At 54.5% G+C, this 14,510-nt stretch carries 19 protein-coding genes; 17 read left to right on the top strand and 2 right to left on the bottom strand.

Features of this window, described 5'->3' with window-relative positions:
• The first annotated feature begins 2 nt into the window (after positions 1-2).
• The 17 genes from rplO to rpsJ all read left to right on the top strand — a co-directional run bounded on the left by rplO (position 3) and on the right by rpsJ (position 13,154).
• On the top strand, positions 3-452 hold the full coding sequence (rplO, locus tag K6V98_RS07525; protein ID WP_222199912.1) for a 50S ribosomal protein L15: 450 nt from the start codon (positions 3-5) through the stop codon (positions 450-452).
• Complete coding sequence (secY, locus tag K6V98_RS07520; RefSeq protein ID WP_222199911.1) at positions 446-1,732, top strand: preprotein translocase subunit SecY; 1,287 nt, start codon at positions 446-448, stop codon at positions 1,730-1,732. The genes rplO and secY overlap by 7 nt, the downstream gene beginning before the upstream one ends.
• A gap of 51 nt (positions 1,733-1,783) precedes the next feature.
• Entirely contained in the window at positions 1,784-2,410 is a 627-nt protein-coding gene (locus K6V98_RS07515) for an adenylate kinase (RefSeq protein ID WP_222199910.1), read from the top strand.
• The gene (gene map / locus K6V98_RS07510; RefSeq protein ID WP_222199909.1) at positions 2,407-3,195 is read left to right on the top strand and encodes a type I methionyl aminopeptidase; all 789 of its coding nucleotides are present in this window, start codon (positions 2,407-2,409) and stop codon (positions 3,193-3,195) included. The genes K6V98_RS07515 and map overlap by 4 nt, the downstream gene beginning before the upstream one ends.
• A gap of 246 nt (positions 3,196-3,441) precedes the next feature.
• On the top strand, positions 3,442-3,660 hold the full coding sequence (gene infA, locus K6V98_RS07505) for a translation initiation factor IF-1 (protein ID WP_041738678.1): 219 nt from the start codon (positions 3,442-3,444) through the stop codon (positions 3,658-3,660).
• Between the two features lie 152 nt (positions 3,661-3,812).
• A complete protein-coding gene (gene rpmJ, locus K6V98_RS07500) occupies positions 3,813-3,926 on the top strand; it encodes a 50S ribosomal protein L36 (RefSeq protein WP_006363204.1) in 114 nt (37 codons plus the stop codon).
• Positions 3,927-3,941: 15 nt separating this feature from the next.
• Entirely contained in the window at positions 3,942-4,316 is a 375-nt protein-coding gene (gene rpsM / locus K6V98_RS07495; RefSeq protein ID WP_222199908.1) for a 30S ribosomal protein S13, read from the top strand.
• 12 nt (positions 4,317-4,328) lie between these two features.
• Positions 4,329-4,733 (top strand): 30S ribosomal protein S11, encoded by a 405-nt coding sequence (gene rpsK, locus K6V98_RS07490; protein ID WP_222199907.1) that lies wholly within the window; start codon positions 4,329-4,331, stop codon positions 4,731-4,733.
• A gap of 17 nt (positions 4,734-4,750) precedes the next feature.
• Complete coding sequence (gene rpsD / locus K6V98_RS07485) at positions 4,751-5,347, top strand: 30S ribosomal protein S4 (RefSeq protein ID WP_222199906.1); 597 nt, start codon at positions 4,751-4,753, stop codon at positions 5,345-5,347.
• A 33-nt stretch (positions 5,348-5,380) separates the two neighbouring features.
• Positions 5,381-6,322, top strand: coding sequence for a DNA-directed RNA polymerase subunit alpha (locus K6V98_RS07480; RefSeq protein ID WP_222199905.1), 942 nt, complete (start codon positions 5,381-5,383; stop codon positions 6,320-6,322).
• Between the two features lie 25 nt (positions 6,323-6,347).
• Positions 6,348-6,914: a 50S ribosomal protein L17 gene (rplQ, locus tag K6V98_RS07475; RefSeq protein WP_222199904.1), complete on the top strand. Its 567-nt coding sequence runs from the start codon at positions 6,348-6,350 to the stop codon at positions 6,912-6,914.
• Positions 6,915-7,636: 722 nt separating this feature from the next.
• Positions 7,637-8,389 (top strand): family 20 glycosylhydrolase, encoded by a 753-nt coding sequence (locus tag K6V98_RS07470; RefSeq protein ID WP_222199903.1) that lies wholly within the window; start codon positions 7,637-7,639, stop codon positions 8,387-8,389.
• 163 nt (positions 8,390-8,552) lie between these two features.
• On the top strand, positions 8,553-9,377 hold the full coding sequence (locus K6V98_RS07465) for a glycoside hydrolase family 20 protein (protein WP_222199902.1): 825 nt from the start codon (positions 8,553-8,555) through the stop codon (positions 9,375-9,377).
• A gap of 411 nt (positions 9,378-9,788) precedes the next feature.
• On the top strand, positions 9,789-10,160 hold the full coding sequence (gene rpsL / locus K6V98_RS07460; RefSeq protein ID WP_222199901.1) for a 30S ribosomal protein S12: 372 nt from the start codon (positions 9,789-9,791) through the stop codon (positions 10,158-10,160).
• Between the two features lie 44 nt (positions 10,161-10,204).
• Positions 10,205-10,675, top strand: coding sequence for a 30S ribosomal protein S7 (rpsG, locus tag K6V98_RS07455; RefSeq protein WP_222199900.1), 471 nt, complete (start codon positions 10,205-10,207; stop codon positions 10,673-10,675).
• Between the two features lie 18 nt (positions 10,676-10,693).
• A complete protein-coding gene (fusA, locus tag K6V98_RS07450) occupies positions 10,694-12,802 on the top strand; it encodes an elongation factor G (protein WP_222199899.1) in 2,109 nt (702 codons plus the stop codon).
• A gap of 43 nt (positions 12,803-12,845) precedes the next feature.
• Positions 12,846-13,154, top strand: coding sequence for a 30S ribosomal protein S10 (gene rpsJ, locus K6V98_RS07445; protein WP_222199898.1), 309 nt, complete (start codon positions 12,846-12,848; stop codon positions 13,152-13,154).
• Between the two features lie 243 nt (positions 13,155-13,397).
• Here rpsJ and K6V98_RS07440 read toward each other — a convergent pair whose 3' ends face one another.
• Together K6V98_RS07440 and K6V98_RS07435 are read right to left on the bottom strand one after the other, a co-directional pair.
• Entirely contained in the window at positions 13,398-13,844 is a 447-nt protein-coding gene (locus K6V98_RS07440; RefSeq protein ID WP_222199897.1) for a helix-turn-helix transcriptional regulator, read from the bottom strand.
• A gap of 14 nt (positions 13,845-13,858) precedes the next feature.
• Positions 13,859-14,395, bottom strand: a complete 537-nt coding sequence (locus tag K6V98_RS07435) for a hypothetical protein (RefSeq protein ID WP_222199896.1) — start codon at positions 14,393-14,395, stop codon at positions 13,859-13,861.
• Positions 14,396-14,510: the final 115 nt, after the last annotated feature.

The following is a 14,510-nucleotide window of genomic DNA, read 5'->3' as shown; positions in this document are numbered from 1 at the left end:
GTATGCAGCTTCACGATCTCACCCCCGCATTGGGGTCCAATAAGCGCCGCAAGCGCGTTGGTCGCGGCAATTCCTCGGGTAAGGGAACTTATTCGGGTCGCGGCATGAATGGTCAGGGTTCTCGCTCTGGTGGCACCAAGGGTGCTGGCTTTGAGGGTGGCCAGACGCCTTTGGCTATGCGCCTGCCCAAGCTTCCTGGCTTTAGGAGCCCCCGCCGCATTGAGTACACGCCCATTAACGTCTCAGATCTTGAGGCTCGTTTTGAGGCAGATGCCGTTGTAGACGGTGCTGCTCTCAAGGCTTGCCGCCTCATTAAAAATGAGCATGAGCCGGTAAAGATCCTCGGTGGTGGCGAGCTTTCTAAGAAGCTTACCGTTAAGGCCGATAAGGTCTCGGCGAGCGCCAAGGCCAAGATCGAGGCTCAGGGCGGGACGGTTGAGTTACCGTGCTAACCGGGCTCAAAAACACCTTCCGTATTGAGGAGCTGCGCGGGAAGATTCTCTTCACCGTTGCCATGCTTTTGCTCTACCGTTTAGGTGCTCACGTGCCAGTGCCTGGCATCCCCTTCCAAGGGATGCTCGGCCTGTCCTTGAACTCGGGAAATGCCGTCGCTGGCGGGGCAATGGCTCTCTTGAATCTCTTTTCTGGTGGAGCCCTGTCCTATGTCTCAGTCTTTTCACTTGGCATCATGCCCTATATTACGAGCTCGATTATTCTCCAGCTCTTCCAGGGCATTATTCCAAGCCTGCATGAGCTTGCTCGCGAAGGCGAGGTTGGCCAAACCAAGATCACCCAGTACACGCGCTATTTAACGCTTGCTCTGGCAATTCTTAATTCGGTGGGCTACCTCTTCTTGTTCAAGAGCTTTGGGATCAACTTTAACGGAGCCGGCGCTCCTGAGTGGATCTTCGACATCATGATCGTCGGCACCCTTGTTGCAGGTGCCATGCTCATTATGTGGATCGGTGAGCTCATTACTCAGCGCGGTATTGGCAATGGCATGAGTCTTATCATCTTTGCCAATATTATGGCGGGTCTGCCCAAGGCAATCTTCCGCTCCTCTGAGGGTGGTACCACCGATCTCATTATGACGGTAGTGGTCTTTGCGGTAATTCTTTGCGTGATTCCGCTCATTGTTTTTCTTGAGCGTGGCCAGCGCAGGATCCCGGTTCAGTATGCCAAGCGTGTTGTTGGCCGCCGCATTATGGGAGGCCAGTCTACCTACCTGCCTATTAAGGTAAACACGGCCGGCGTTATCCCCATCATCTTTGCGAGTGCGCTTCTGTACTTCCCGGCTCAAATTGCAGTCTTTTTCCCCAATGTGGGATGGGTGCAGGCTATGGCGGGAGCCCTTTCGGGCGGCTGGATCAACTGGGTCTTAAACGTCGTGCTCATCGTGTTTTTCGCCTACTTCTACACCTCCATGGTGTTCAATCCAGATGATACAGCGGATAACCTGAAGAAGCAGGGCGGCTTTATTCCGGGCGTGCGTCCGGGTAAGGCCACGGCGACCTATATTAAGAATGCGCTGAACAAGATTACGCTGCCCTCAGCAATCTTTTTGGCACTGATCGCCATTGTTCCATCCATTGTGTTCTCCTTTACGGGCAACCAGCTCATTCAGGCCTTTGGTGGCACTTCGGTGCTTATTATGGTCGGCGTGGTGTTGGACACCCTTGCCAAGGTTGAGAGCCAGCTCAAGATGTACGATTACGACGGGTTCTTTAAGTAACAATCAGGATCGCACTCATGGGTGAGATCCGAAAGGGGAGAGGAGCCGCTTATGAACATCGTGCTGCTTGGAGCTCCAGGTGCCGGTAAGGGTACCCAAGCTCAGCGTCTGGTACGCGATTTTGGCCTGGCGCATATTTCTACTGGAGACTTACTGCGCGCTGCTGTAAAAGGTGGTACGGAGTTAGGCATTCAGGCAAAGCAGTATATGGATGCTGGCGAGCTTGTCCCCGATCAGTTGGTAATTGACTTGGTAAAAGAGCGTCTCTCCTTGGATGATGCGGCATCTGGCTTTATGCTTGATGGCTTTCCGCGCAATACCATCCAGGCAGTGACGCTCGATTCCGAGCTGTCTGAGCTTGGTCGTGAGCTTGACTGTGCACTTCTGGTCGATGTGCCCTTTGATGTGATTGTTCAGCGCCTCTCTTCACGTCGTACCTGCCGCGATTGCGGGCATACGGGTACTGCCACTGAAGAGACGTGCCCTAACTGTGGTGGAGAGATGTATCAGCGCGATGATGATCGCCCTGAGACGATTCAAAATCGCTTGGACGTGTACGAGAAATCAACGAGTCCGCTTGTTGAGTACTATCGTGGCCAGTCCATCTTGAAAACCATTGATGGCAACCGTGATCCGGATGCTGTCTATGAGGATGTTAAGAAGGCTCTCGGTTTATGATCAAGATCAAGTCTTCAGACGAGATTGAGCAGATGAAGGTTGCTGGAGCGCTGTCTAAGACGGCGCTCCGCCGCGTTGGAGCCTTGGTGCGCCCGGGCGTTTCTACCTTTGAGCTCGATCAGCTGGCTGAGCAGATCATTCGCCGCCATGGGGGAATTCCTGCCTTTAAGGGCTACGGAGGCTTTCCGGGTACGGTTTGCGCCTCAGTAAACGATGAGGTTGTGCACGGCATTCCCAACCCAGAGACCATTTTGCGCGATGGAGACATCATATCAATCGATACCGGTGCCATTGTGGATGGCTGGGTAGGGGATAACGCTTGGACGTTTTATTGTGGCAGGCCTTCGGCGGAGCGTCGTGCACTTTGTGAGGTAACGCGTGATTGCTTAAAGGCTGGTATTGCGCAGGCTCTGCCGGGAAACCGGATCGGAGATATTGGGCATGCTGTTCAAAGTCTTGCTGAAAGCCATGGGTACGGTGTGCTTCGAGACTATGTTGGCCACGGAATTGGCCGAGCCATGCACGAGGATCCCAATGTTCCCAACTATGGCAAGCCGGGTCGGGGTGTTAAGCTCGAGGTTGGCATGGTTATCGCTATCGAGCCTATGATTACGCTTGCCAGTCCGCGCACCCTTGTTGGCTCTGATGGTTGGGTTGTTCGTACGCGCGATGGCAAGGCTGCTGCTCACTATGAGAACACCGTCGCCATTACTGCCGACGGGCCGGTCATCCTCACCGCAGATGACCAAGGTTCATGGTGTTCTATGGAAGGTGGCGTCCTGTAACGGGTGCCGCTTCAGAGGGTGTCTGTCCTGTAGCTTTGGGATGACCGCTCAGTGTTTGATTGCATGAGGTTGGGTGAGGCGCACATGCGCAGTAGCTGGATTGGCCTTTCCCATTGTTGATACCTCGCCTTGTATCGGGTGCGCATGCGCAGCAGATATGGAGGCTCGGGGGCGATTTGCTCCAACCGGGTCGATGAGGTATCATTCCGCGATGCTGTCGTTTCATCAAGAGAAAGATGATTGCCTGTGAAGAAGGAAGATGCTATCGAGCTCGAGGGTACGGTAACTGAGCCGCTGCCCAACGCTATGTTTCGCGTAGAACTCGAGAACGGTCATACGGTACTCTGCTCCATTTCGGGCAAGATTCGTATGAACTATATCCGCATCCTCCCCGGAGATAAGGTTGTAGTGGAGCTTTCGCCCTACGATCTTACCCGTGGGCGCATCACCTATCGCTATAAGTAAGCGTCAGCTTTTTAGTATGCACGTCGACTGCGGGGACCGCTCATCCCTTCGGTCGTATTTGCATGCATATACTCGTACGGGTATTCACGCCTGCGGCTGGGCGAGTAGATATTCATTCCATTGTCGTTTGAGCACTATCGAGAGGAAGAGCGATGAAGGTACGTCCTTCTGTCAAAAAGATGTGCGACAAGTGCAAGATCATCCGGCGTCATGGCAAGGTTCTTGTAATTTGTGAGAACCCGCGCCATAAGCAGCGCCAGGGCTAAGAGAGGAGATCCACGTTGGCCCGTATCAATGGTGTCGACCTTCCGCGTGAGAAGCGCGTTGAGATTGGTCTGACCTACATCTACGGCATCGGCCGCACTACCGCCTCCAAGATTTGTGAAGAGGCCGGTATTAATCCTGATACTCGTGTGAAGGATCTCACCGAGGACGAGGTAAATGCCATCCGCGCCAGCATCGACCGCAACGAGATTATGGTCGAGGGCGATCTGCGCCGCGAGCGCAATCAAAACGTCAAGCGCCTTATGGACATCGGCTGCAATCGTGGCCTGCGTCACCGCAAGGGTCTTCCTGTTCGCGGTCAGCGCACGCATACCAACGCTCGTACCCGCAAAGGTCCGAAGCGCCAGATCGGTGCCAAGAAGAAGAAATAAGGAGAGCGCTCGATGGCTACTGCTAAGAAGAACGTCCGCGCCAGCCGACTGAAGCGCGCGGATCGCAAGAACATTTCTGTGGGTCAGGCTCATATTCGGTCCACCTTTAACAACACGATCGTTTCGATCACCGATGCCCGTGGCAACGTCTTGGCATGGAAGTCTGCCGGTACCGTTGGTTTTAAGGGATCGCGTAAGTCCACCCCCTTCGCTGCGCAGATGGCTGCTGAGGCCTGTGCCAAGATTGCGATGGAGCATGGCATGCACAAGGTTTCCGTTTTCGTGAAAGGCCCTGGTTCGGGTCGCGAGACGGCCATCCGCTCCCTCCAGGCTGCTGGTCTTGAGGTTGCAAGCATCCAGGACAAAACTCCCATCCCGCACAACGGCTGCCGCCCCAAGAAGCGTCGCCGCGTGTAACTGAAAGGATCGAAACAATGGCAATCGACAGGACTCCTGTTCTTAAGCGCTGCCGCCAGCTCGGGATCGATCCCGCAGAGCTTGGGTATAGCAGCAAAAAGGAATCTATCCGCCAGCCTCGCCGCCGCCGTAAGGAATCTGAGTACGGCCTGCAGCTTCGCGAGAAGCAGAAGGTCAAGTTCATCTACGGCGTATTAGAGAAGCAGTTCCATGGCTACTTCCTGCGTGCCCGTAAGATGAAGGGCATTACGGGTGAGAATTTGCTCACCATTTTGGAGAGCCGTCTGGATAACGTTGTATTCCGCCTCGGCTTTGCCCGCACCCGCAAGGAGGCACGTCAGTCTGTACGTCACGGTCACTTCACCGTGAACGGCAAGCGTGTAGATATTCCCTCTTACCAGGTGCGCGCCGGAGACGTCATCGCTGTAGGCGAGAAGTTCCGCGACCTTTTGCCCATCAAGGAGGCTCTCATCTCCTCTGAGCGCTTTGAGGTGCCCGGTTGGCTTGAGGTCGATATCGAGAAGCTCTCCGGTAACGTTATCTCGCTCCCAACGCGTGAGCAGATTAGCGGTGACATCAAGGAGCAGCTCATCGTCGAGCTCTACTCTAAGTAGTCTATCCCGGACTGCTGAGGCTGGAGGTAATACATGTCAGAATTCATTAGGCCCCAGGTCCAGGTCGAGGAGATCAATGACACCTGCTCTCGTGTCTCCGTCGAGCCGCTTGAGCGCGGCTACGGCGATACGCTGGGTAACTCATTGCGCCGCGTCCTGCTGAGCTCTCTTGAGGGTGCAGCAGTTGAGGCCATCCAGATTGATGGTGCGCAGCACGAGTTCATGGCCATCGATAATATGGTCGAGGATGTTACCGATATCGTCCTGAACGTTAAGGGTCTGGTGTTCCGTTCGCTCGGTACTGCCAATGAGGCTACCGCAACCATCTCGGTTGATGGTCCTTGTGAGGTTACCGGCGCGGACTTCTTTATTCCCGCAGAGTTTGAGCTCGTCAATCCCGAGCAGCATATTGCTACCCTCACCGAGGGTGGCCATCTTACGATGAGCATGCGTATCGGCTATGGTCGCGGTTATGTCTCGGCTGAGGCTAACAAGCATGACAGCGATCCTATCGGGCTCATCCACGTTGACTCCCTCTACTCGCCGGTGCATCGTTGCGCCAAGCTCGTTGAGGCAACTCGCGTGGGCCAGCATACGGACTATGACCGTCTGGTCCTTGAGATTGAAACGAATGGCGCTGTGACTCCTCGTGAGGCTGTTGTTCAGGCTGCCAATATTGTGAACCAGCACATGGCTGCTTTCATGAACCTCGCCGACGATCCTGAGGAAGAGGAAGAGGTCTCAATTTTTGCTCCCGAGCAGACGAGCGATAACGCTGAGCTCGATAAGCAGATTGAGGATCTTGATCTCTCGGTTCGCTCCTATAACTGCTTAAAGCGCGCAAGCATCCACTCTGTGCGTCAGTTGGTGGAGTTCTCTGAGAACGATCTGCTCAACATCCGCAACTTCGGGGTGAAGTCGATCGAGGAAGTCAAGGACAAGCTTGAATCCATGGGTCTTGGGCTTAAGGCCTAGATTCGTGTTCTAGAGGAGATAGACCATGCGTCATAACAAGAAGAAAGGCCTGAAGCTCGGGGTGTCCTCCGCGCACACCAAGGCCATTAAGAGGGGTCTTGCTAAGGCTCTCTTTGAGAACGATCGCATTAAGACGACCGTCACGCGTGCAAAGGCATTGCGCGGTTTTGCTGAGCCGATTATCACCTGGGCAAAGAAGGGCGACCTGCATTCTCGTCGTCTTGCCATTGCTCGCCTGGGCGATAAGCATCTCGTTGCTGAGATCTTTGATAAGGCTGCTCAGGGTATGTGGGCAGACCGCAATGGTGGCTATACCCGCATCATGCGCTTAGGAACGCGCAAGGGCGATAACGCTGAGATGGTTATCATCGAGCTTGTGACCGAGCCGGTACAGAAGAAGGTTAAGAAGGCTACTTCTGTAAAGAAGGTTGACGCCCCGAGGAAGGCTCTTGAGGTCGAGGAGGCCCCCGAGGTAAAATCCGTTACGGAGTCCGAGACTTCTGCGGAGGCCGCTGAGGCTGAGGTTGCTGAGACTGAAGCTTCCGAGGTTGAGGCTCCCGCAGCTGAGTCTGCTGAGGAGTCTGCCGAGTAGCTCGTGCTGTATACGACACTCTTAGATGTTGGGCGACCGGCTCTGTGAGTTTTCGTATCTCGCGTGCTCGCTTTGCACTGAGGCAGTTTTGCACCTGCTCAACTTCATGCTTTATTGCTGTGATAAACCCCGTAGTGCGTAGGCGCTACGGGGTTTTGCTTTGCTCTCTGCCCTCTACCCCCAACAATGAATACACGATTGAGTTATGCGCTGCGGAGTTAGCTTTGCTCTCAGCCCGCCTTTGGATGTCTACACCAACATTTGTAACACTGCCTTCAGTCCGAGTAAAAATGAGTTATGCAAGGGAGTAGGGGGTTACTGTTAGTACATTTATTGCCCTCGAGGCAACGATTTGACGCTAAGTGCGGGCAAAAATGGTCGCAACGACACCAAAATGCATGCCTGCCCTGTTTAGAGAATCAGCGAGAAAGAGATTTGCGGCATCAATCCCCCTCGTGCGACCCACCTTGTGAGTTTTAACCGGGTATGTGACTTCGACCTACCTTGCGAGTTCCGCCAGGGTAGGCGGCATCCATCCATCTAGCTCGTTTCACTCTCTTGTGCTGTTGGCGCAATCCGCCTTGTTTCATTTTTACGTGAACCATGCCGTCAAGCGGCTCCAAATGACCGTTTCCCGATCGATAGCCCTTGCGCGTGTTAGGAATCTCCCAAACATTTATCATCGAGCAGTCCGGTTAATATATTGAGTTGAAGGTTCTTGTATGACATGTAGCTTGCTTCGATCGCGCTATGCATTTGCAATCACATGGATGATCGCCTTACTTGCCTGCTTTTGTCTGGGTGTACCATCTGCTCGAGCAGCAGAGGTGCAACCAAAAAGCGTCTTTTCTATTGATGCAGGCCGCAAGTTTTTCTCGGCAGATCAGTTGTTTGAAATCATTGATCATGCGGCTGATCGCGGATATACCGATATTCAGCTTATCTTGGGAAATGATGGCCTTCGTTTTGTGCTTGATGATATGACGGTGAGCCTTGAGGGAGGTAGGTCGTGGACGAGCGATGCGGTGAAGGCGGCAATTCAAGCAGGTAATAAAAGCTACTATGATGATCCAAATGACAATGTGCTCACTCAAGCTGAGATGGATCGCGTGCTTGCTCGGGCAATCAAGCGAGGCCTCCATGTTACTCCCCTCATAAATAGTCCGGGGCATATGGACGCTCTGCTCGTTGCCATGAAAGAGCTGGGCATTCAAAACCCTGCGTTTTCAGATCGAAATAAGACGTCAGTGCGTACCGTGGATTTGGATAATGCTGAGGCCCTCAGTTTTACAAAGGCATTAATTCAGAAATACGCAACCTATTTTGGTGCTTCTGGAGCCTCTGAGATCTTTAATTTTGGAGCAGGTGGATACGCGAACGATGTTTTCCGCGATCCAGGCTGGAGTGCTATTCAGCGCAATGGTAAGTACTCCCACTTCGTACGCTATGCAAATGATCTATCAGGCATCATTTGAAAGCTGGCATGAAGCCGATGTGCTTCAACGATGGTGTGTATTACGATGAGCGCACCGATATGGCACGTTTAGACCGGAGCTCATTGTTTCGTATTGGACGAATGGCTGGTGGGGCTTTTTTGTTGCAAAGCCCAATTTCATTGCCGCTCAGGGGCACGCCATCTTGAACACCAATGATGCTTGGTATTGGGTACTTGGACGCACTACAGGTGGATACGGCTATGACAAGGCGCTCGCCAATCCGGCCAAGCGAGCCTTTACAGATGTTCCGGGTGCGCAAGGCAGTGTTGCATCAATTAGCAGCATGCAATGCGTATGGTGTGATGAGTCAGCTGCTGTGTATGATCAAGGTGCGACCTTTAAGCTCATGGACACATTCTCTGATGCCTATGCCCAGGTGATGCCTCGACCGGCAGACTACATGGCCGTGGACGCCGCTTTGGCAACCGTGCCTGCCGAGCTCGGGGTCTACACCGACGCCAGCGTCCAGGCACTCAAGGACGCCCAGGCCACCGTCGTGCGCAATCTTCGCGCCTCGGAGCAGGCAAAGGTGGATGCGATGGCCGCTGCCATCAAAGACGCTGTTGCGAACCTCAAGGTGAAGCCAGCTGACTATGCTGCTGTGGATGCTGCCTTGGCCAAGGTACCGGCTGATCTTACTCGCTACGAGGCATCTGGGGTGGCTGCCCTTGAGCGTGCTCGTGCAGCTGTTGTTCGCGACCTGGATATCACGCACCAGACTGAACTTGATAAGATGGCTGCTGCCATCAAAGACGCTGTTGCGAGTCTGAAACCCCGGCCGCAGCACCGCCAAGGGTTCGAAACCGAGGACTTGCGGAAGCGGAGTGAAGACACGAGCTGCACGCGCGAATGCATGCTGCCGCGTACGGGGGACAGTGCCCGTGTGGCAGTCGCGTTCGCGGCGGTTGCCGGTGCCCTTGTGATCGGGGCTGCGTCGTTTCTGCGACGGGTACACCGCCGCAACTGATCTCGTTAACTGAACCGTCTACGTAGGTGGGATAGAGAGCCCCTTTGCTGATCTTCGGAGTCACGGTGAAGGGGTTCTCTCCGTCTGTAGGCTGCTTACTGCCTTTTTTTGCCAGGGATGGGGATTGGACGACGGGATGCCATTGAGGATCCACCGTGCTTTTGCCGTCGCGTTGTCAGCACCGGTACTATCTCATGGTGCCTTCGGTTCGTCCTTATTCGCCGTCCTCATTATGGAAATTCCGTGCTATCGCATAAAATATAGGATACGCCCGGGTGCGTGGTCTGTTGACACCGCAGGCTCGCGGGCGTACAGTTGCAAACCGCATGATCCGAGGACGGATGCTGACGTTCTCCTATCAGGCCGTTGCACACAAGTATCAGGCTGGAGCAAATCGAAAAGGAGAACGCTTTGCCTACTATTAACCAGCTCGTCCGTCAGGGCCGCAAGTCGTCCGCTAAAAAGTCCAAGAACGCGGCACTGCAGCACAACTCTCAGAAGCGCGGCGTGTGCACCCGTGTGTTCACCACCTCTCCCAAGAAGCCGAACTCGGCTCTGCGCAAGGTTGCCCGTGTGCGCCTCGTAAATGGCATTGAGGTTACCGCTTACATCCCCGGTGAGGGTCACAACCTGCAGGAGCACTCCATTGTGCTCGTACGTGGTGGCCGTGTGCGCGACCTTCCTGGTGTGCGCTACAAGATCGTTCGTGGTGCGTATGACTGCGCTCCGGTTAACAACCGCATGCAGGCTCGTTCCCGCTACGGTGTAAAGCGCCCTAAGTAATTAGGCAGATAAACCGCACACCTGTTATATAGAGGAGATATTCCATGCCGCGTCGTGCATCAGCAAATCGTCGCGAGGTCCAGCCGGACTCCGTCTACAACAACCGCCTCGTGACTCAACTCATTAACAAGATCCTGCTTGACGGCAAGAAGGCCACTGCTGAGCGCGTGGTCTACGGTGCGTTTGACATCGTTGCTGCCAAGTCCGAGGGCGATGCCTTAGCCGTCTTCAAGAAGGCTATGGACAACGTCCGCCCCACCCTTGAGGTTAAGCCCAAGCGTGTTGGTGGTGCCACCTATCAGGTGCCGATGGAGGTTAACTCGCATCGCGCCACCCAGCTGGCTCTCCGCTGGATCGTTACCTACAGCCGTTCTCGCAAGGAGAACACGATGGCCGAGCGTCTGGCCAATGAGATCCTCGACGCCTCCAATGGCGTTGGTGCTTCTGTTAAGAAGCGCGAGGATGTCTTCAAAATGGCCGAGGCTAACCGCGCCTTCTCGCACTACCGCTGGTAAGCCAGGAAGGATCACACCATGGCCAAAAGCAAGTACAATTTGAAGGACACTCGCAATATCGGCATTATGGCTCACATCGATGCCGGTAAAACCACCACAACCGAGCGTATCCTGTACTACACAGGTAAGACGCACAAGATCGGTGAGGTGCACGAGGGTGCCGCCACCATGGACTTCATGGTGCAGGAGCAGGAGCGCGGCGTTACCATTCAGTCCGCTGCTACCACCTGCTTCTGGAATAAGGACAATCGTTCGTACCGCATCCAGATCATCGATACCCCGGGTCACGTAGACTTTACGGCCGAGGTTGAGCGTTCCTTGCGCGTCCTCGACGGTGCTGTGGCAGTCTTTGATGCCGTTGCTGGCGTGCAGCCTCAGTCTGAGACGGTCTGGCGTCAGGCGCGCAACTTTGGCGTACCTCGCATTGCCTTCATCAATAAGTTTGACCGCGTAGGCGCAGACTTCTTCCATGCGATCGATACCATGAAGGAGCGTCTGAACGCCAAGGCAGTTGCTATCCAGGTGCCCATGGGTGCTGAGGATAACTTCTGGGGCATTGTTGACTTGGTCACCATGGAGGCATGGGACTTCAAGGCAGACGACAAGGGCATGACCTACCCCGAGCGTATGGATGAGATTCCGGCCGAGTTTGCCGAGATCGTTGAAGAGAAGCGTGCCGAGCTGCTCGACGCTGCTGCTGAGTTTGACGATGAGCTCATGATGATGGTTCTCGAGGACGAAGAGGTCACTGAGGACGTCTTGAAGGCAGCGATTCGCAAGGGTGTTTTGGCAAACGAGCTGAACCCAGTGCTTGTAGGTTCTGCCTACAAGAACAAGGGTGTTCAGGAGCTGCTCGACGCCGTTGTTGACTACCTTCCAAGCCCGCTTGACGTGACCGCCATTGAGGGTACCGATCCCAAGACCGGCGAGCCTGCTCAGCGCGAGCCGTCCAACGACGAGCCGTTCTCTGCGCTGGCATTCAAGGTTTCTACGGATCCCTTCGTCGGTAAGCTCACCTTCTTCCGTGTCTATTCGGGCAAGGCAGAGGCTGGTTCTTATGTGGTAAACGCCACGACGGGTCAGCGTGAGCGCTTGGGTCGAATTCTTGAGATGAACGCAAGCGAGCGTATTGACCAGGATACCTGCGAGACGGGCGACATCTTGGCAGCCGTTGGTTTCAAGAACACCACCACGGGCGATACCCTTTGCGCTGAGGGCGAAGAGATCATTCTGGAGTCCATGGACTTCCCTGATCCGGTTATCGACATTGCCATTGAGCCCAAGACCAAGGCCGAGCAGGACAAGATGAGCCTCGCGCTCACCAAGCTCGCCGAGGAGGATCCCACCTTCCAGGTGTCCACCAACCATGAGACCGGCCAGACCATCATCGCTGGCATGGGTGAGCTGCACCTCGAGATCATTGTTGACCGTCTCCTGCGCGAGTTTAAGGTTGACGCCAACGTTGGTAAACCCCAGGTTGCCTATCGTGAGGCCCCGGGCCACGATGTCGAGAAGGCTGAGGGCAAGTTCGTGCGCCAGTCTGGTGGTCGCGGCCAGTATGGTCATGCGGTCATCAAGCTCGAGAAGATGGAAGAGGGCTTTGGCTACGAGTTTGTCAACGGCATCGTGGGTGGTGTGGTTCCCAAGGAGTACATCCCCTCGATCGATAAGGGCATTCAAGAGGCGCTCAACTCCGGCGTTATCGCTGGCTATCCGGTGATCGACGTCAAGGTGACGCTGTACGACGGCTCCTACCACGAGGTTGACTCCTCAGAGGCAGCCTTCAAGATCGCTGGCTCTATGGCCATTAAGGACGCACTGAAGAAGTCCGATCCTATTCTGCTTGAGCCGGTTATGGCTGTCGAGGTTGAAACGCCTGAGCAGTACATGGGCGACGTGATGGGCAACCTCTCAGGGCGTCGCGGCAAGATTGAGGGTATGGATGACCGCTCCGGCAACAAGGTCATTCGTGCCAAGGTGCCCCTGGGCGAGATGTTCGGCTACGCAACCGACCTTCGCTCGCAGACGCAGGGTCGCGCATCTTACACCATGCAGTTTGATGCGTATGAGCCCGCGCCGAAGTCGGTGACCGAAGAGGTTACCAGCAAGGCCGGCGGTAACGCTTAGAGCCTCTGATACATGCCACGTCTCTTCTTCATGGAGGTAGAAGTTGTCTAGCCAAAAGATTCGCATTCGCCTGAAGGGCTACGATCACGAGGTCGTTGATCAGTCCGCTAAGCTTATCGTCGAGACCGCCCAGAAAACCGGTGCCCGCGTCTCTGGTCCCATTCCGCTGCCCACCGAGCGCAACCTCTATACGGTTATCCGCTCACCGCATATGAACAAGGACTCGCGTGAGCAGTTTGAGATGCGCACGCACAAGCGCCTGATCGACATTCTCGATCCCACCTCTGGTACGGTTGATTCGCTCATGCGTCTTGATCTTCCTGCTGGCGTGGATATTGAGATCAAGCTCTAAAACTGCGTCTTAGGTAGTTTGTAAGCGCAGGGCTTTCTCGGCTTCGTATTGCTTTGAACATGATTGTCCGGGAGCCTTGCGCTTCTTGCTTTTGAGCGGGAAGTGAACGCATCCCTTTCTGCTCAACGTGTATCTGCTTTGCGGTTACGCGGGTAGAACGATTACAGGAGCGGTCACGGCATCTGGTCCGTGGCCGCTTTTACTTTAGCCCTTAGGTAACGCTTCAACCGCTTGCCCAGATGCTTACGCGTGTTGCCTTCTCCAGGCGGTTGGGGAGAGGCCAAACATCTGTGTGAAGGCTTGGGTAAAGGCGGTGGGACTTGGGTACCCGAGGCTCGCTGCAATATCGACTATTCTCAGATTCATATCGAGGAGCAGCTCAGAGCCTCGCTCAAGGCGTTGCTTGCGCATATAGGCTCCAAGGCCTACGCCCATCTCTTCACTAAAGATCGCGCACAGCCGTGTTCTGCTGACATAGAGCATGGTGGCAAGTCTTGCGATAGATACGATCTCCCCCTTGTCTATGAGGCGATCTACCAACTGAATTGCTTCTGCTATCAATCGTTTTTGGTCTGAATCCCCAAGATGCTCCTGAGCTGTTTTTGTTGCATGAAGAGCCTCTGTGAGGTCGGCTATGAGGGCGTTCACGATGCCTTCAGCGCGAAGACCGGCTCCTGGTTTGGAAAGCATAGAAGCTGTGCTGCTTACGAGGGCATTACGTATGGCACGCTCACCCTCTTCTCCCCACCTACCGTGCTGAAACGCGTCAAATATCTCATCAAATTCTTCGCCATAGTTTCGTGTAGGTTCTCAAAAAATGATTGCGTAATAACAATGCTGCGGGAGCAATAGAATTTGCCAGCCTGTAAGGGGCCGCGCTGGGATCCGATTTCCGTTTGTTGAAATGCGTAGGTTGTTCGATTCTGACTCGCCTCGGCTCGGTGTGAAAACTCATGCGTTGAGATGTGAAAACCATCGAGGGCAGTAAGGGACGCTTCACTTGACTCACAAATACACACATACGGTTCCGGAATGAGCTCTGTGAGCTCAAGGTCGTGAAGCGGTGTAAAGCTATGTTCGGTAATACAGCAGTATGGTCCCGCCAGCACCGCTTGCGCCCGCCCGAGTCCAATGGCGGGATCCATTTCACATTGGTGCACAGTATGAGTCGAGGTGATATTACGACCGAGCTGCTCAAACTGAGGCAGATAGATAAGTTGCGTGTTGGATACGTCTCTCATTCCCGCCTCCTTAATGCTCTTCGGTCAAGACCTTCGGATTCGTCCAGAGATACTGCGGGGGCGTACCGATCTTGCGTGTTGAAACCAAGACTCTGTACTCACCATGATAAGTTCG

It is taken from the genome of Collinsella ureilytica (assembly GCF_019795105.1).
GTDB lineage: Bacteria > Actinomycetota > Coriobacteriia > Coriobacteriales > Coriobacteriaceae > Collinsella > Collinsella ureilytica.
This window is presented reverse-complemented; position numbering and strand designations above follow the sequence as displayed.